General features: G+C 77.1%; 1 protein-coding gene. It reads right to left on the bottom strand.

Going from position 1 to position 19,090, the window contains the following annotated elements:
* Window positions 1–11 precede the first annotated feature (11 nt).
* Window positions 12–18,980, bottom strand: coding sequence for a non-ribosomal peptide synthetase (locus tag FRADC12_RS00900; RefSeq protein ID WP_045875184.1), 18,969 nt, complete (start codon window positions 18,978–18,980; stop codon window positions 12–14).
* Window positions 18,981–19,090 lie beyond the last annotated feature (110 nt).

Raw genomic sequence — 19,090 nt, forward strand, 5'->3', positions numbered from 1 at the left:
GTGGTCTGGGATCAGCCGCGGCCGGCGGCGGCCGCCGGGGTGGGCGGCCCGAGCCGCGCGGCGCGGGCGGCGAGCGCGTCGAGCGCCCGGTGCCACCCGGCCGCGAGACCGGCGACGACGGGGCCCGCCGGGCCAGCCGGGCCGGAGGTCCACCGCGCGGTCAGCTCGGGGCCGGCCGGGCCGTCGACGACTCGCACGATCACGTTCAGCGCGAAGGGGTCAGGCTGGTCGGAGTTCCAGTCGGCGAAGAGCTCCTCGTCCTCCTCGGCGACCGTCCAGTCCGCGATCTCGCCGCGGGTCAGCCGGCCGACGTAGTTCAGGTAGACCGTCGGCAGGGGCGCCGCGGCGAGGAGCGGCGCGGTGTGGGGATTGAGGAAGCGCAGCATGCTGTAATCCGTTCCGCCCTCTGGGATCCGCTCCATCAGCGCGTGCACCCGGGCGACGGCCGCGTCGAGCGACCGGTCGCCCAGGGGGGCGCCGTCCCCGGCCGCGTGCTCCAGCAGGAACGGGAAGATCTCGGCGAGCCAGCCCACCGTCCGGGACAGGTCCTGGTCGTCGACGACGTGCTCCTGGCGCCCGTGGGCCTGCACCGCGACGACCGTCCCCGACGGGCCGGGGCCGGCCTGCTCGGCCACGGCCACGGACAGGGCCGCGAGCAGCAGCTCGTCCACCCCCACCCCGAAGGCGGCGGGGACCGTCGAGAGCAGTGCCGCCGCCCGCGCCGGTGGCAGGCTCACGGTGACCGTCGCAGGCTCCACCGGTTGGGCCGAGCCTGCCCAGGGCGCGGGGGTGGCGCGGCTGAGCAGGTCCAGCCAGAAGGCCAGCCGCTGGTCCGTGCGCGACGCACGGGCCTGTTCGTCGAGGCCACGGGCCCAGCCGGCGAACGACACCGGCACGGGCGTGAGCTCGGGCCGTTTGCCGGCCGCCAGGGCGCCCGCCGCCGCCGCGAGGTCCTCCAGCACGATCGGCCAGGACACGCCGTCGATCAGCGCGTGATGGATGATCAGCAGCAGCCGGCCCGGCCGCGCGGTGCCGGCGTCGAGCCAGACCGCCCGGATGGTCTGGCCGCCGTCGGGATCGAGCTCGGCGTTGGCCGCCGCGGCGAGCCCCTGGATCAGCGCCCGCCCGCGCGCGCCGCCGAAGCCGTCGCCCGCGGCGAGGTCGGCAACGTCGACCCGGCGGACCCAGGACCGGACGTCGACGCCGCCACGCGGGGCGATCGCCAGTGACCAGGCCGGTCCGCCGTCGGCGCTGGTCGCCGGGGCTCCGGCCGGGCGCGGGCCGGGGCGGTCCGAGCGGACGAGCCGGCCGCGCAGCACGTCATGGTGGTCGACGACCGTCGCGACGGCGGCGGTGAGCGTCGCCAGGTCCAGGCCCGCCGGGGTGCACAGCAGCACGGGCGAGGAGAACGAGGCGAACGTCGCGCCGCCGGGCCCGGTGTCCCGCGCCCGCGCCGCGAGCAGCGCCGGCGTCGGCGGGACCAGGACGATCCCGGCCGGCTCGCGGTCGTCGGGGCCGGCGGCGGGACGCCGGGTCGCCCCGCCACCGGCGGCCGACGGCGACGGCGCCCGGTGGCGGACCACCGTGGCGAGCGTCGCGGGTGTGCGGTGGCCGAACAGCAGCCGCGGGGTCACGGTGAGGCCGGCGGCCCGGATCCGGTTGACCAGCCGCATCGCGACGATGCTGTCGCCGCCGAGGGTGAAGAAGTCGTCGTCGACGCCGACGTCGTCGACGCCGAGCACCGTGGCGAACGCGGCGACCAGGGCGGTCTCGATCTCGTTCGCGGGCGGCCGCGGCGACGCCGGCGCGACCACCTCGACGGAGGGCGCCGCCGGTGGCCGCGCGACGAGGTCCACCGGCCGGGCCAGGACCTCCAGCCCGACGTCCGGGATCTTCAGCGCGCTCAGCGGTGTCGCCGGGTCCGCCGCGACGGCGGCGAGCACGTGGCGCAGCAGCTCGGCGATCCGCTCGGCGGTCGACCGGTCGAACAGGTCGTCGCTGTAGGCGACGCCGAGCGTCATCCCGCCGTCGGGCCCGGCCCGTTCGACGAAGTCGAAGGACAGGTCGAACTTGGCGCTCGCCCGGCGCACCGGCTCCGGGCGGGCGCTGACGGCGTCCAGCGCCAGCTCGTCGACGGTGTCGGAGGCGGCCAGATAGACGATCATGACCTGGAACAGCGGGTGGCGGGCGAGCAGGCGGGGCGGGTTCACGGCGTCCACCACCCGGTCGAACGGCAGCTCCTGGTGGTCGAACGCGGCGAGGTCGCCGGCGCGGACCCGGCCCAGCAGCTCGCCGAACGACGGGTCGCCCGACAGGTCGGTCCGCAGGACCAGGGTGTTGAGGAAGAAGCCGACGAGGTCGTCGAGGGCGGCGTCGGCCCGGCCCGCGACCGGGCTGCCGATCGGGATGTCCTCGCCCGCGCCGAGCCGGTGCAGCACGGCCGCGACCGCCGACCGCAGCACCATGAACAGGCTGACGTCGTGTGCCCGGGCGGTGCCGCGCAGCGCGCCGAGGAGGTCGGCGTCGAGAGCCGCCTCGACGATCCCGCCAATGTGGCTCGGCTCGGCCGGCCGGGGCCGGTCGGTCGGCAGTGCCAGCTGGGCGGGCAGGCCAGCCAGCGCCTCGGCCCAGAACGCCCGGGACCGGGCGGCCGGGCTCGTCGCCAGGGCCTCGTCGCCGAGCAGCTCCTGCTGCCACAGGGTGTAGTCGACGTACTGGACCGGCAGCGGCGCCCAGTCCGGCACGAGGCCGGCGGCCCGGGCCCGGTAGGCGGCGGACAGGTCGCGGGCCAGCGGACGGTCGGAGCCCTCGTCGGCGGCGATGTGGTGGATCAGCACCTGGGCGAGGTGCAGCTTCGGCGAGCAGCGCACGACGGTCACCCGGATCGGTGCCTCGCGCTCCAGGTCGAACGCGTAGGCCGCGACCCGGGCGAGGACGTCCGCCAGCGCCGGGTCGCCCACGGCCGGCTCGGCGGCCGAGGCGCCGGGCTGGGCCGACCACTCGACGACGTCGAACGGGATCTCCGTGTCGGTCGGGTCGAGGACCCACTGGACCGGCTCGCCGCCGGGCGCGGGGAAGATGGTCCGCAGCGCCTCGTGCCTGGCCACGACGTCGTGCACCGCGGCGCGCAGCGCGGCCAGGTCCAGCGGGCCGGTCAGCCGCCAGGTGATCGGGATGTTGTAGGTCGGGCTCGGGCCCTCCACCTGCCCGACCACCCACAGCCGGCGCTGCGCGAACGACAGCGGCGGGTTCACCGGGCGCGGCCGGCGGCTGACAGCCGGGCTCGCGGTACCGGCCTGGTCGAGCCGGCGGGCGAGCCGGGCGACGGTCGGGTCCTCGAAGACCGCCCGCGGCGTGATCTCCAGCCCGAAGGCCGACCGGACCGCCGCGCACAGCCGCATCACGAGCAGCGAATGCCCGCCGAGGGCGAAGAAGTCATCGTCGACGCCGACCCGCTCGACCCCGAGCACGGCGGCGAACCGATCGGCGAGCAGCTCCTCGCGGGTGTCGCGGGGCCGCCGCCCGGCGGCCGTCGCCGGCGCGGACGGCTCGGGCAGCGCCCGGCGGTCCAGCTTGCCGTTGACCGTGCGGGGCAGCCGGTCCAGCGTGACGAACGCCTGCGGGACCATGTACGCCGGGAGCACCCGGGCGACCTGCGCCCGGGCCGCCCCAGCCGGGTCCGCCCCGGCCGCCGCGGCCGGCACCAGGTAGGCCACGAGCTGGACCGCGGGCGGGGCATCCGGACGGAACCAGACCGCCGCCGCCGCGACGCCGGGCACGGCGTCCAGCACCCGCTCGATCTCCCCGAGCTCGACCCGGAAGCCGCGCACCTTGACCTGGTCGTCCGCGCGCCCAAGGAACACGAGCGAGCCGCCGGGCCGGCGCCGGGCCAGGTCGCCGGTGCGGTACATCCGGTCGCCGGGAGCCCCGAACGGGTCGGCGACGAACCGGGCCGCCGTCAGGCCGGCGCGGCGCTGGTAGCCACGGGCGAGGCCCGGCCCGGACAGGTAAAGCTCACCGGCGACCCCGTCCGGGACCGGCGCGAGCGCCCCGTCGAGCAGGTAGGCCCGGGTGTTGGCGAGGGGCGCGGCCCAGCCTGGGTCGGCGCCCGTGCTGTGCCAGCCGTAGGCGTCCACGGAGTACTCGGTCGGCCCGTACAGGTCATGGACGACCATCCCGGGCAGCGCGCGCAGCCGTTCCCACAGCGGTGGCGGCGTCGCCTCGCCGCCGACGAGCAGGACGCCCGGCCGGTGGCCCTCGGGCCGCAGGAACCCGTGGCTCATCAGTTCCTGCAGGTAGGTCGGGGTCAGGTCGAGCACGTCGACCCGGGTCCGCTCGACGTAGTCGACGAGGGCAGCTGCGTCCCGCGCGACGGCCTCGTCGACGACGTGCGTCTCGTGCCCGGCCAGCAGCCACAGCAGCGGCTCCCACGAGCCGTCGAAGCTGAACGAGGCCGCGTGCAGCACGCGTTGGGCGCCCCGGTCGGGACCGGCGGCGCGCTCGACCGGCGCGATGAGGTCGACCAGGTGCGAGGCGAACAGGTTGGCCAGGCCCCGGTGGGTGCCGATGACCGCCTTGGGGACGCCGGTCGACCCGGAGGTGTAGATGACGCTGGCCGCCGCGTCCGGGTCGGGCGCCGCCGTGGCCCGGTCGCCGGAGGCCTCCAGGTCGAGTTCGTCCAGGACGAGCACGGTGCCCGGCCCGGCCGGCAGCCGGCCGGCGAGGGCTCGCGTGGTGAGGACGGCCACCGGCGCCGCGTCGGCGCGCAGGAACGCCAGCCGGTCGGCCGGCTGCTCGACGTCGATCGGCAGGTAGCTCGCGCCGGCCGCCAGCACCCCGAAGATCGTCGGGACCATCCGGGCGCGCGGCAGCGCGAGCGCGACGAGGGCCTGCGGTCCGGCGTCGAGCCGGCGCACCAGCCCGGCGATCCGGTCGACCTCGGCCGCGAGCTGGGTGAACGTCGTCCGGCCCGCGCCGGTGACCAGCGCGACCCGGTCGGGATGCGCGGCCACGGCCCGGTCCAGCTGCTCCGGGACGGTCGCCCCACCGGCGGCGGGCAGCGCCCGGGCCGGCCCGGCGGCGGCGCGCAGGGCGGCCGCGCGCTCGGCGTCGTCCACGATCTCCAGCCGGCCGATGGGACGGTCCGGGTCCCGGACGATCTCGGCCAGCAGCCGCGACAGCCGGTCGGCCAGCCGGGCGCCGCCGACCGGCTCGATGACGTCGGTGGCGAACTCGACCAGCACGGTGACCTCGCCCCGCGCGGCCCGGTCGACGAACGTCACGTCGAGGTCGAACTTGGCGGTCCCGACCTCGGGGTTGATGAAGGCCACCGGCCCGCCGAGCAGCTCCCGGTCGTCGTCGGCCAGGTGGTGGTAGCCCGCCATCACCTGGAACAGCGGGTTGACCCCGAGGACGCGGCGCGGGTTCACCGCGGCCACGACGTCCTCGAACGGCAGGTCCTGGTGGTCGAACGCGGCCAGATCGGTCTGACGGGTCCGGCCGAGCAGGTCCCGGAACGTCGGGTCGCCGGCCAGGTCGGACCGGATCACCAGCGTGTTCACGAAGAAGCCGACGAGGCGTTCGAGCGCGGCGTCGGCGCGCCCGGCGACGGGCACGCCGATCGGGATGTCGACGCCGGACCCCAGCCGGTGCAGCAGGGTGGCCAGCGCCGCGTGGGCGAGCATCGACATGCTCGTGCCGGTCTCGGCGCACAGCGCCCGCAGCCCGGTCGCGACCGGGCCGGGCAGCACCCGCACGACCCGCCCGGACGCGCCGTCGCGGACGGCCGGGCGCGGCCGGTCCAGCGGCAGCGGGATCTCGTCGGGCAGACCGCGCAGCGCCTCCAGCCAGAACGCGCGCTGGCGGGTGGCGAGGCTGCCGCCCGCGTCCTGGCCGGCGAGCAGCGCCTGCTGCCAGAGGGCGTAGTCGGCGTACTGGACCGGGAGTGGCGCCCAGTCCGGCGCGCGCCCGGCCAGCCGGGCCGAGTAGGCGGTGTCCAGGTCGAGCAGGAACGGCCGGTCCGACCACTCGTCGGTGACGATGTGGTGCAGCACGACGACGAGCGCGTCGTCGTCCGGCCCGCGCAGCACCGCCAGCCGCAGCGGCACCTCGGCGGACAAGTCGAAGGGCTCGGCCACCGCCCGGGTGATCCACGCGGTCACCTCGTCCGGCGCGCAGTCGGTGACGTCGAGGCGGGGCCGCGCGGCGGCCGGGTCCAGGATCCGCTGGTAGGGCTCGCCGTCGGCGACGGCGATGACGGTCCGCAGCGACTCGTGCCGCCCGACCAGGTCGGCGACGGCGGCGCGTAGCGCGGCGACGTCGAGCCGGCCGGCGACCCGGAACGCGAGCGGGTAGTTGTACGCGTCGGTACCGCCGGCCAGGCGGTCGACCAGCCAGAGGCGCCGCTGCGCCGGCGAGAGCGGGATGCGCTCCGGCCGCTCCCCCGCGACCAGCGGCGGGCGCCGCGGCGCGGTCTCGGCGCGGCTGGCCACCTTCGCGGCCAGCGCCTCGACCGTGGGTGCGTCGAACAGGTCGCGGATGGCGAGGTCGACCTCCAAGGCGGCCCTGGCCCGGCTGACCACCCGGGTCGCGAGCAGGGAATGGCCGCCGAGGGCGAAGAAGTCGTCGTCCGCGCCGACGGCGGGCAGGCCGAGGACGTCGGCGAACACCTCGGCGAGCCGCCGTTCCAGCGCGGTGGCCGGGGGCCGGCCCGAGCTGGCCGCCCCTGGCTCGGCCGGCGGCAGCGCCCCGACATCGAGCTTGCCGTTGGCGTTGCGCGGGATCGCCGGCAGCGCCGCGATCGCAGCCGGGACGAGGTAGTCCGGCAGGACGGCGGCGAGGTCGGACCGTAGCCGCCCGACGAGCGCGGCGGCGGCGCGGGCCGCGGTCGGGTCGTTGGTGCGGGCTGTACCGGCGGTCGGCCGGGCGGCCGGGTCGATGGCCGGACGGGTCGCCGGGAGGGCGGCCGGGCCCGAGCCGCGCACGAGCAGGGCGTCGAGGCGCCCGGAGTCGTCGGGGCGCGGCGTGAGGGCAGCCTCGTAGCCGAGGCCGTCGGCCAGCGCGTACACGTCGTCGGGTTCGACCACGACCGGCCCGGCGGGAGCCGGGTCGGCGGGCGACAGCTCGTCGGCGATCCGGGCGTCCGGGATCCCGGTCACCAGGACGCGGGCCGGCCGGCGAGCGCCGAGGAGAGCCTCGACCGCCATGAGATCGGTTCCGTCGACGCCCCAAGCCACCCTGAGGAGGTCATCCCCAGCCGCCGCGCCGTCCGCTGCCCGGTCGGGCCGGCGTAGCACGACGTCGTAACGGTGCCGGGTCAGCTCGTTGCGCAGCCGGCCCCGCTTGACCCGCACGGACACTTCCAGGTCGGCCTCGGCGGCCAGCTCGGCGAAGAACGCCGGCGCGACGACCAGTTCCTTCTCCAGGAGGACCCGCCGGTCCACGGCGGCCGTCAGCCGGGCCGGGTCAGGCCCGGCCTCGCCGGAACGGGCCAGCTCGACCGCGCGGTGGAAGGTGCGCAGCCGGCCGAGGTCGCGCACGTCGCCGACGAACAGGGAGCCGCCCGGGGCGAGCAGGTCGAGCGCGCCACGCAGGACCGAGGCCAGGTAACCGGCGCTCGGGAAGTACTGGATCACCGAGTTCAGGATCACCGTGTCGAAGAAGGCCGCCGGGAGGCCGTCGGTGACGTGGGCCGGCTGGTGGCGCAGCTCGACGCGGCCGAACCGGTCCGGGGCGCCGGCCAGCTCGGCGCGCAGCTTCGCGAGGACCGGGGCGGCGAAGTCCGTGCCCCAGTAAGCCTCGCAGTCGGGCGCGAGCGGGCCGAGCAGCAGGCCGGTGCCGACCCCGATCTCCAGCACCCGCCGGGGCGCGAGGGCGCGCACCCGGTCGAGGGTCGCCGCCCGCCACTCCCGCATGTCGGCCCGCGGGATCGGCTGGCCGTCGTAGCTGGAGTCCCAGCCGGTGAAGTCCTCGACGAGCGCGGCGGCGGGGATCCGCTCGTACTCGTCGCTGTAGATCTGGCGCCACTCGCCGACCTGGTCGTCCTCGGTCGCGGCCCGGTCGGCGGCGGACCGCTCGGCCGGCACGACGTAGGCGACGAGCCGGCTGGACCCCGGGGCCGCCGGGTCCGCGGCCGCGATCACCGCCGACTGGCTGACCGCCTCGTGGGCGTCGAGCGCGGCGGTGACCTCGCCCAGCTCGATCCGGTGGCCCCGGATCTTGACCTGGTCGTCGGTGCGGCCGAGGAAGTCCAGGTTGCCGTCGGTGGCCCGGCGCACGACCAGGTCGCCGGTCCGGTACATCCGCTCGCCGGGCCGGACCGGGTCCGCCACGAACCGGGTCGCGGTCAGGCCGAACCGGTCGAGGTAGCCGCGGGCCAGGCCGTCGCCGGCGATGTAAAGCTCACCGGCGGCGCCGTCGGGGACCGGCCGCAGCCAGCGGTCCAGCACGTAGACCCGGGTGTTGCGGATCGGGCGCCCGACGGTCGGCGTCCGGCTGTCGGACGTCGCGGCGCCGAGGGTGTTGATCGTGTACTCGGTCGGCCCGTACAGGTTGTAGCCGGCCGTCCCGTCGGTGTCGCGCAGCCGGTTCCAGATCGAGTCCCCGACGGCCTCGCCGCCCAGCATGACCAGGGCCGGCCGGTGGCGGTGGCCCTCGGTGGCTGGTGCTTCGGTGGGCTCGGTCCGGTCCAGCAGCCCGGCCTCGAAGAGATGGGCCGCGTAGGTCGGGGTGACGTTGACGACGTCGATGCGGTGCCGGTCGCAGTAGGCGACGAGCCCCTCGGCGTCCCGACGCAGGTTCTCGTCGCAGATGTGCACCTCATGGCCCTCGACGAGCCAGAGCAGCTCCTCCCACGACATGTCGAAGGCGAAGGAGACGGTGTGCGCGACCCGCAGCCGGCGCCGGGCCGCCGCCACGGTCGGGGCGAAGATCTCGTCCCGGTGGTTGAGCCACATGTTCGTCAGCCCGCGGTAGGGAGTCACCACGCCCTTGGGCCGGCCGGTCGAGCCGGAGGTGTAGATCACGTAGGCCGGGTGCTCGAGCCGGTCGGCGCGGCCGCGGGCGAAGGCGCCGAGCTCGGCGTCCGACAGCACACCGGGCGGGGCCGCGGCGAGCTCGGCGGCGACCGCGTCGTCGTCGAGCACCAGCCAGGTCTGGCCGGCGGCCTCGTCCGGCGCGCCCGCCAGGTAGCGGCCCGTCACCCGGGTGGTGACGAGCAGCCCCGCCCGCGCGTCGGCGACCATCTCCAGCAGGCGCGCCGACGGGTGGTCCAGCTCCAGGGGCAGGTAGGCGGCGCCGGTGCGCAGCACGGCGAACAGGGCGACGACCATGTCGACCGTCCGGCCGAGCCCGAGCGCGACCACGGTCTCCGGTCCGGCGCCGCGCGCGATCAGCAGCCGGGCCAGCTGGTTCACCCGGGCGTCGAGCTCGCCGTAGGTCAGCCGCTCGTCGCCGAGGACCAGCCCGACGACGTCGCGGAGCTCGCCGCCGGCCCGGTCGGCCAGCAGGTCGGCGACGGTGTCCGCGCCGACCGGCAGCGCCGGCACGGCGGCGTCCCGCTCCAGCCGGTCCCGCTCGGCCGGCAGCAGCGGGTCGAGCGAGCCGACCCGGGCGTCCAGCCCACCGCTGAGCGTGTCGACCATCGCCAGCAGCCGGGCGAACAGCCCCTCCGCCAGCTCGGTGGTGACGACGTCCGCCCGGTACTCCAGCCGCACGGTGATCCGCGCGCCGGGGAACAGCACGAACGTCAGCGGGTAGTGGGTGTGGTCGAGGCTGTCCCCGCCGACGATGCCGTGGCGGGCGGTGGTCTGCTCGTTGGCGACCTCGTCGATGAAGTTCTGCAGGACGTAGAGAGTGTCGAACAGCGCCTGGTGGCCGCTGGCCCGCTGGATCTCGCCGAGGCCGAGGTACTCGTGGTCGAGCAGGTCGAGACGCTGGCCGGCGACGCGGTCGAGCAGCTCGCCGACCGTCTCGCGCGGGTCGAGCCGGACCCGGACCGGGACGGTGTTCAGGAACAGGCCGACGACCTCGTCGATGCCGTCGACGTCGGTCGGCCGGCCGGCGACCGTCGTCCCGAACACGACGTCGTCCGTTCCGGTCGCGCCGGCCAGGACCAGCGCCAGCGCGGTGTTGAAGATCGTGTTCAGGGTGACGCCGTGGGCGCGGGAGGCCGTGCGGGCGGCGTCGGCCGTCGCCTCGGGCAGTTCGGCGGTGATCCGGACCGGCGCGACCGGCGGCAGGCCCCGCGCCGCCGGCACCACCAGCGTCGGGCCTTCGAGGCCGGCGAGCGCGCAGCGCCAGGCCCGCCCGGCTGCGGCCGTGTCCCGCGAGCGCAGCCAGACCAGGTAGTCGCGGTAGGACCAGCGCGGCGGCCCGGCCGGCCGCGGCGGACCGGCCGCCGGGTCGCCCTCGGCGGCGTACAGGTCGAGCAGGCCCTCGACGAAGAGCGCCCCGGACCAGCCGTCCCACAGCAGCACCTGACGGTTGACGACCAGCCGGTCGCGCCCCGGCGCCAGGTGGATCAGGGTCAGCCGGAACAGCGGCGGACGGGTCACATCGAACGGGCGGGCCCGGTCGCCGGCGGCGATCCGGTCGGCCTCGGCCAGGCGTTCGGGCTCGGCCAGGGCCGACAGGTCGATCTCCTCGACCGGCGCGGGCAGCTCGCGCGCGATGACCTGCACGGGCTGGGGAAGGCCGTCGCTGAGGAAGCCCGCGCGCAGGGTCGGGGTGACCGCCATGAGGGCGCGGCAGGCGCGGCGCAGCCGGTCGGCGTCGAGCCGGTGGTCGAAGTCGAACCAGAACTGCGCGGTGTAGGCGTCGCTCGTCTGGTCGAGCGCCGAGTGGAAGTGCAGGCCCTCCTGTAGCGGCGAGAGCGGCCAGACGTCGGCCACCGCGGCCGGGAACGTGCGGGCGAGCCGGTCGCGCTCGGCCGCCGTGAGCGTGACGAGCTCCGCCGGCCGGGTCGCCGCGGCGGCCGGGGCGGCCGGGGCGAGCGCCGCTAGCTCCCGCAGCGCGTCGACGAAGCCGGCGGCGATCCCGCTCGCCGCCTGGGCTTCCAGCACGGTCGTCAGGTAGGTGAAGGTGGCCCGCAGCACCGGCCCGTCGGCGGTCTCGACGCACGCGACGTCGACGGTCAGCGGATAGCCCACGCCCAGACCCGGGTCGGGGGTGGCGGCGAGCGCGTCGAACTCGTCCGCCAGCCCCCAGTCGGCCCGGGCTTCGGCGCCGAAGCGGCCGAGGTAGTTGAACAGAACCTGGGCCTGCCCGGCCCGGGCGAGGGTGGGGCCGGCGAGCGGGTTCGCGTAGCGCAGCGGGCCGAAGCCGGTCCCCGCGTCGGGGGTGGCCCGCAGCCGGGCCGTCACGTCGGCGAGCGTCGCGCGCGCGTCGGCCCCGGCCGCCGCCAGCCGGACCGGCGCGATGCTGGTGAACCAGCCGACCGTCCGGGCCAGGTCCAGGCCGGGGGCGATCTCGTCCCGGCCATGCCGTTCGAGATCGACGAGAAGCTCACCGTCGCCCCCGGGCACGGCGGCGGCCAGCGCCAGCCGCAGGCCGGCCAGCAGCACGTCGGTGACCTCGGCGTTCGCGGCCGCGGGCACACCGGTGAGCAGCGCGGCGGTGTCCGCCGCCGGCAGCTCGACGACCAGGCGTGCCGTGTCGGCCACGACGCCGACCGCGGCCGGTCCCAGCCGGGAGCCGTCCGGCGCCGTGGCCGGGGCGGACGGTTCGGGGAACGGGCGGGCGCCCGGGGCGAGCGCCGCGAGCCAGTGGGTCAGCTCGCCGAGGCGGGCGGGCGCGGTGGCGTGTTCGGCCACGGCCTGGCTGAAGGCGCGCAGCGAGGTGCCGACCGGCTCCAGCTCGGGGGCCCGGCCGGCGTGGGCCGCATCGTAGGCGGTCTCCAGGTCGGCCAGCAGGATCCGCCAGGACACGCCGTCCACGACGAGGTGGTGGATCACCAGTACCAGCCGGCCGGGCTCGGTCGGGCCGGCGTCGAGCCACACCGCGCGGACCACCGCGCCGGCGTCCGGGTCCAGGCCGCCCGCGGCCGAGTCGGAGGCCGCGGCGACCGCGGCGCGCAACGCGGCCGGATCGAGCCCGGCGACGTCGACGCGGGTGAGCGGCGCGAGGTCGGCCCCGGCCGCCGGGACGGCGGGGTCGATCTGGAGCAGCCATACGCCGGGCGCGGGTCGCAGCAGCCGGGCCCGCAGCGCGTCGTGGTGCGCGACCAGCGCGTGCAGCGCGGCGCGCAGGGCCGTCTGGTCGGTGCCGGCCGGCGTCCGGACGAGGAACGCCTGGTTGAACCGCCGGATCTCGCCGCCCCACTCGGCGAGCCGGGCCACGATCGGCGGCGGGGTGAGCAGGCCGGTCGCCGACGACGGCGCGTCCGCGCCGACCGGGGCCGCTGGCGCGGCCGAGGTCTCGGGAGCGGTCCCGGAGGCTGCCTCGCGGCTGGCGACGAGCGCGGCGAGCGCGGCCGGTGTCCGCTGGACGAAGACCTCGCGCGGGGTGAGCCGGACGCCCTCGCGGCGGGCTCGGTTGACCAGCTGGATGGCGATGATGCTGTCGCCCCCGAGGGCGACGAAGTCGTCGTCGGCACCGACCTGGTCCAGCCCGAGCATGGCCGCGAACACCGCGCCGAGCGTGCGCTCCAGGTCGGTGCCGCCCGACCGGCCCGAGGCCGAGGCGGCGGCCAGGTCCGGCGCGGGCAGTGCCGCCCGGTCGAGCTTCCCGTTGTCGGTCAGCGGCAGCGCGTCCAGTACGACGACCGCAGCCGGGACCATGAAGTCGGGCAGGGCCGCCGCGGCCCGGGCCCGCAGCGCCAGGCCGTCGACGTGCTGGCCGGCCCGGCGCACGGCGTAGGCGATCAGCCGGCGCCGGCCGGCGTGGTCCTCGCGGGCGAGGACGACGGCCCGCTCCACCGCCGGGTCGGCCGCGAGGACGGCCTCGATCTCCCCCGGCTCGATCCGGAAGCCGCGGATCTCCACCTGGTCGTCGGCGCGGCCGAGGTACTCCAGCGCCCCGCCCTGGCCCAGCTGGGCCAGGTCACCGGTGCGGTACATCCGGTCGCCCGGCGCGCCGTAGGGGTCGGCGAGGAACCGGGCGGCGGTCAGGCCGGACCGTCCGAGGTAGCCGCGGGCGAGCTGCCCGCCGCTGACGTAGACCTCCCCCGCGACGCCCGGCGGGACCGGGGTGAGGTGCCGGTCGAGGATCCGGGCCCGCAGGCCGGGCAGCGGCGCACCGATGACGCCACGGCGGCCGGCGGCGGCACTGGCCCGGTCCAGCCGCAGGTACGTGACGTGCACGGTGGTCTCGGTGATCCCGTACATGTTGACCAGGACCGGGGCGTCGTCCGGGTGTCGCTCGTACCACGGGTGCAGCCGGTCGACGTCCAGCGCCTCGCCGCCGAAGATCACCAGCCGGAGCGTCAGCCCCGGGCGGCCGGGGTCACGGCGCTCGGCGTCCCGGTCGGCCTCCAGCAGCGCGCCGAAGGCGGACGGGGTCTGGTTCAGGACGGTGACGGACTCCCGGCGCAGCAGGTCGAGGAACTGCTCGGGCGCACGGGTGACCTCGTGGTCGACGACGACGAGCCGGCCGCCGTGCAGCAGCGGGCCCCACAGCTCCCAGACCGAGAAGTCGAACGACACCGAGTGGAACAGCGTCCAGACGTCGGCGGCGTCGAAGTGGAAGTGCGCCTGGCTGGCGGCGAACAAGCGCACCACGTTGCGGTGCGTGACCAGTGCGCCCTTCGGCCGGCCCGTGGAGCCCGACGTGTAGATCACGTAGGCGAGGTTGTCGGGCCGGGCCCGGCCTGCCGGCCCGGGCCGGCCCGGCGGCTGCTCGGCGAGCGCCGCCTCGACCAGCGGGTCGTCGAGCGCGATCAGCGGCACGCCGGCCCGGGCCGGCAGCTCCGCGCGGGTCGCGACGGTGGTCAGCGCGCAGACCGGGGCGGCGTCGCGCAGCATGAACCTGATCCGGTCGGCCGGGTAGGCCGGGTCGACCGGCAGGTAGGCGCCGCCGGCCTTCTGGACGGCGAGCAGGCTGACGACCAGGTCGCACGACCGGGGCAGCGCGACGGCGACGATCGACTCCGGCCCGACGCCCCGGGCGCGCAGCAGCCGGGCCAGCCGGTTGGCGCGGGCGTCCAGCCGCGCGTAGGTCAGCTCCGTGTCGCGCCAGCGCAGGGCGACGGCGTCCGGGGTCCGGGCGGCCTGGGCCTCGAACAGCTCGGGCAGGGTGGCTTCTGCGTCGCCGGCCGCGACGGCCGCCGGGGTGAGCGCGGCCAGGCCACGCTCGGCCGCCGGCAGCGCCGCGACGGCGCCCACCGGGCGGTCCGGGTCAGCCGCGATCTGTGCCAGCAGCGCGAGCAGGCGGTCGGCCAGCCCCGCCACCGTCGCGTCGTCGAGGACGCCCCGCTGGTAGCCGAAGGTCAGCCGCAGCCGCTCGCCGGGGATGACCCGGACGGTCAGCGCGTAGTGGGTCGCGTCGTGGCCGTCGACGGCCTCGAGGCGCGGTCCGCCCGGCGGGAGCAGCGTCGTCGTGTCGAACGGGTACGACTCCAGGACGAGCAGGCAGTCGAACAGCTCGCCGCGGCCGGCGGCGGACTGGATCTCGGCCAGGCCGAGATGCTGGTGGGCGAACATCCGGCCCTGGGCGACCCGCGGGTCGGCCATCAGCTCGGCGAACGTCCGCCGCGCGGTCACCGACACCCGCACCGGGACGGTGGTGACGAACAGGCCGACCATGGCGTCGGCGCCGGCCAGCTCCGGGGGCCGCCCGGCGGCCGCGGCGCCGAACACGACGTCGTCGCGGCCGACCGCGCGGGCCAGCAGCACCGCGTGCGCTGCGCGCAGGATCGTGCTCAGCGTCAGGCCCCGCTCGCGGCCGAGCGCGGCCAGCCGGGCGGTCAGTTCCGGGCTCGCCTCGCGCTCGACGGCGGCCGCGGCGCCGCCGGCCGCCTGCCCGCCGGCCGGGGCCAGCAGGGTCGGCTCCGCCAGGCCGGCCAGCTCGGCCCGCCAGGCCGCCCTGGCCGCGTCCCGGTCCTGGGCCAGCAGCCAGCGCAGGTAGTCCGAGTACGGGCGGGCAGCCAGGCCCGCTTCGGCCGCGTCGCCGCGCTGGGCGGCCAGCGCGAAGAGCTCACGCAGCAGCAGCGGCAGCGACCAGCCGTCCAGGATGACGTGGTGGGCGCAGACCGCGAGCCGGGCGCTGTCCGGCCCGCCGCGGATCCACAGGAAGCGCAGCAGCGGCGGCGCGGCGAGGTCGAACGGCGCAGCCCGGTCGGCCAGGACCAGCCGCTGGGTCTCGGCTGCCCGCTCGTCGGCCGGCCAGCCGGACAGGTCGACGACCGACCACTCGGGCTCGGCCTGGGCCACGATGGCCTGGGCGGGCGCGGCGCCGTCGGACAGGACGGCGGCCCGCAGCATGGCGTGCCGGTCGACCAGAACCCGCGAAGCCGCGCGCAGCCGCTCGACGTCGAGCTCGCCCCGCAGGTCCAGGACGAACTGGATCACGTAGACGTCGGGGGTGTCGTCGCCGTCGACGAGACGGTGGAACAGCAGCCCCGCCTGCGACGGGGAGAGCGGCCACACCTCGGTCAGACCGGGCAGCCGGGCCCGCCAACGGTCCAGGTCCGCCGGGTCGGCGGCCAGCAGGTCCGGGAGCTCGGGCGGCGGGCCGGCGGGCGCCCGGCCGGCACCGGTCGGCGCCGGGCCCTCGGTCGGGCTCGCCGCCGCGGCCAGGCCGGCGGCGGTCGGGGTGTCGAACAGGTCCGCCAGCCCGACGGTCACCCCGGCGGCGGCGGCACGGGTGACCACCGCGAAGGCCAGGATGCTGTCGCCGCCCCGGCGGAAGAACGAGTCGTCGACCCCGACGTCCGGCTGGCCGAGGACGGCCGCGAAGACGTCCCGCAGGACCGCCTCCGCGTGGGTCGCCGGCGCCCGGCCGGGCTGGGCCGCCGCGCCGAAGTCGGGGGCGGGCAGTGCGTGGCGGTCGAGCTTGCCGGTGGGGGTGGTCGGCAGGACGGGCAGCGTCACGAAGGCCGCCGGCACCATGTAGCCGGGCAGGACCGCCGCCGCGTGCGCGCACAGTTGGTCCGCGAGCGTCCTGTCCTCGGCCGGTCCGCCCGCCGGGACGACGTAGGCGACGAGCGTCCGGCCGGCCGGGCCGCCGTCGCGGACGACCACGGCGCAGCGCGCGACGGCCGGATGGCGCGCCAGCACCGACTCGATCTCGCCCAGCTCGACCCGGAAGCCGCGCAGCTTGACCTGGTCGTCCGAGCGGCCGGACACGACGAGCTCACCGGACCCGGTCCAGCGGGCCAGGTCGCCGGTGCGGTACATCCGCTCGCCGGTCTCGAAGGGGCTCGCGACATGGCGGGACGCCGTCAGCCCCGGCTGGGCCAGGTAGCCGTGCGTGACGGCCGTGCCGCCGAGGTAGAGCTCGCCGACGACGCCGGCCGGCACGGGCATCAGCGCGCCGTCCAGCACGTAGGCCCGCGCGTTGGGCAGGGGCCGCCCGACGGTCGGTCCGTGGCCGGCCCCATCGGCGTCACGCACCAGGCTCGTGGTCGCCCAGACCGTCGCCTCGGTCGGGCCGTAGACGTTGGTCAGGTTCGACGCGCGGGCGGTCAGCTCACGGGCGACGTCGGCCGTCAGCGGCTCGCCGCCGGACAGGACCCGCACTCCCGGGTAGGGCGCGGTGCCGGCGGCCAGGATGGAGCGCCAGCGCGACGGGGTGGTCTGGGCGACCGTGACGGCGCCTGCCTCCAGCAGCCGGGCCAGCTGGGCCGGGTCGCGGACCGCGTCGCTGGCGACGAGCCGGATCGAGGCGCCCACCGTCAGCGGCGCGAGCAGCTCAACCGTGCTCGGGTCGAAGGCCAGCGTCGTCATGGCCAGCACCCGGTCGGCCGGCCCGATGCCCACCGTCTCGGCGAACGACGACAAGAACTCGGTAAGCGAGCGGTGCCCGACGACGACACCCTTCGGCTGGCCGGTCGAGCCCGACGTGTAGATCACGTACACGGGGCTGTCCGCGGCGACCTCCGGCGGCCACGGTCCGGCGATCTGGGCCAGCTCGGGCTCGTCGACGAGGACCAGCTTCGTGCCCGGCGCGGCCGGCAGCCGGGGGGCCAGCGCCTTCGTGGTCATCAGGACCGTCGGCGCGGCGTCCTCGATCATGAAGGCGATCCGGCCGTCCGGGTGGTCCGGGTCGATCGGGAGGTAGGCGGCGCCGGCCAGGCCGGTCCCGGCCAGCGCCACGACCAGCTCGGCCGTGCGCGGCAGTGCGATCCCGACGACCGAGCCGGGCCCGGCGCCCAGGGCCGCCAGCCGGCGCCCGAAGGCGTCGGCCGCGGCGGACAGCTCGCCGTAGGTCAGGGACCGCTCGGCGGTGACCACCGCGAGCCGCCCCGGGTCGCGGGTGGCCCAGGCGGCGAACCGCGCCGGCCATGGCTCGTTCGGGCGGAGACCGTCGGAGCTGGCGCGGCCGTTCCAGGTGCGCACCACCCGGTCGCGCTCGGCCGGGGCGAGCAGGTCGACCCGGCCGAGCGGCGCGTCCGGCTCGGCCAGCGCCGCGGCCAGCAGGCGCTCCAGCCGCGGTCCGACGGAGCGGGCGAAGGCCGCCGACACCGCGCCGGGCTGGTAGGTCGTCTCCAGCTCCAGCGAGCCGGGCCCGCCGTCCGCGCCGCCCAGCTCGGCCACGACCATCAGCGGGGACTGGGCGGTGCCGTTGTGCAGGGGACGGCGCTCGCCGCGCAGGTCCCGGCCGGGGCGGTGCAGGCCGGCCGCCGCCGGGGCTCGGACGGCGAACATCGTGGCGAACACGCTGGAGACGCCGTCGGCGCGGTCGGGGTTGAGGTCGCGGACGACGTCGGCCAGGTCCACGTCGGCGTGCGCGAACGCGCCCAGGCAGACGGCCCGGGTCCGCTCGACCAGCTCGGTGAAGCTGTCGCCCGGCCCCACCGCGAGCCGCAGGCAGACCGTGTTGCCGAAGTAGCCGATCAGGCCCTCGGTCGCGGCGGCGTCCCGGTTGACGACGGGCGAGCCGACGGTGACGTCGGTCGCGCCGGTGACCCGGTGGATCAGGGCCGCGTAGGCCGCGAGCAGCACCATGAACGGGGTCGCGCCGTGCCGGGCGGCGAACGCCCGGACGGTGCCGACCAGCTCGGCCGGCGCGTGATGGACGAGCTGGTCGCCCGCGTCGCGGCGCTGCGCGGCCGCGGCGGCCGGGAGCCCTTCGGGCTGGCGGTCCTCAGTGGTCGGCCGGGGCAGCCGCACCGCCTCGGCGAGCGGGAGCAGCCGGTCGCGCCAGTAGGCCAGGCCCGCCGGCTCGGCCGACGGGTCGGCGACCGGAGCCGCCGCGTCGAGGAACGACACCGTGCCGCCGACGTCGCCCCGGCCGTCGTAGGCGGCGAGCAGGTCGGCGAAGAAGACGTCCCAGGAGGCGTCGTCCCAGGCGATGTGGTGCGCGGCCAGCGCCAGCGTGTGCCGGTCCGGGCCGTGGCGCAGCACGGTGACCCGCAGCGGCGACTCGGCGGTCAGGTCGAACGGGCGCCGGGCCGCGCGCAGCGCGATCTCCCGAGCCCGGTCGTCTCGCCCGGCTGCCGGCTCGGTCGACAGGTCGACGCTGAGCCAGGCCGGCGCGACGTCGTCCCGGATGACCTGCTCGAGCCGGCCGTCCGGGGTGGCGCGGTAGGTCGTGCGGAGGATCTCGTGGCGGCGGGCGACGGCCAGCAGCGCGCGACGCAGCGCCGGCACGTCGAGCGGGCCGGTCAGCTCGAATGCGGCCGAGATCGTGTAGGCCGCGCTGTCCGGGTCGAGCCGGGTCAGGAACCACATCCGGCGCTGCGCCGGGCTGACGGGGTACCCACGGCCGGGTTCCCGGCGCGGCCGGGAGCCGGCGGGACCCGCCGGCTCGCGCGTGAGCTGCTCCGCCGCCAGCCGGCGGCGGAGCAGCTCACGCTTGCGCTGCGCGGAGTCGGGACTCGCCACGATGTACGTCCTTCCGGTGGTGCTGCCCGGGCTGAGGGCGTCGACGGGTAAGGCGGGCGCGCGAGCGCGCGACGGGAGGGGCCCGGAACGGTGAGGCCGGCCGGCAGGGC

The sequence above is a fragment of the Pseudofrankia sp. DC12 genome (assembly GCF_000966285.1).
GTDB lineage: Bacteria > Actinomycetota > Actinomycetes > Frankiales > Frankiaceae > Pseudofrankia.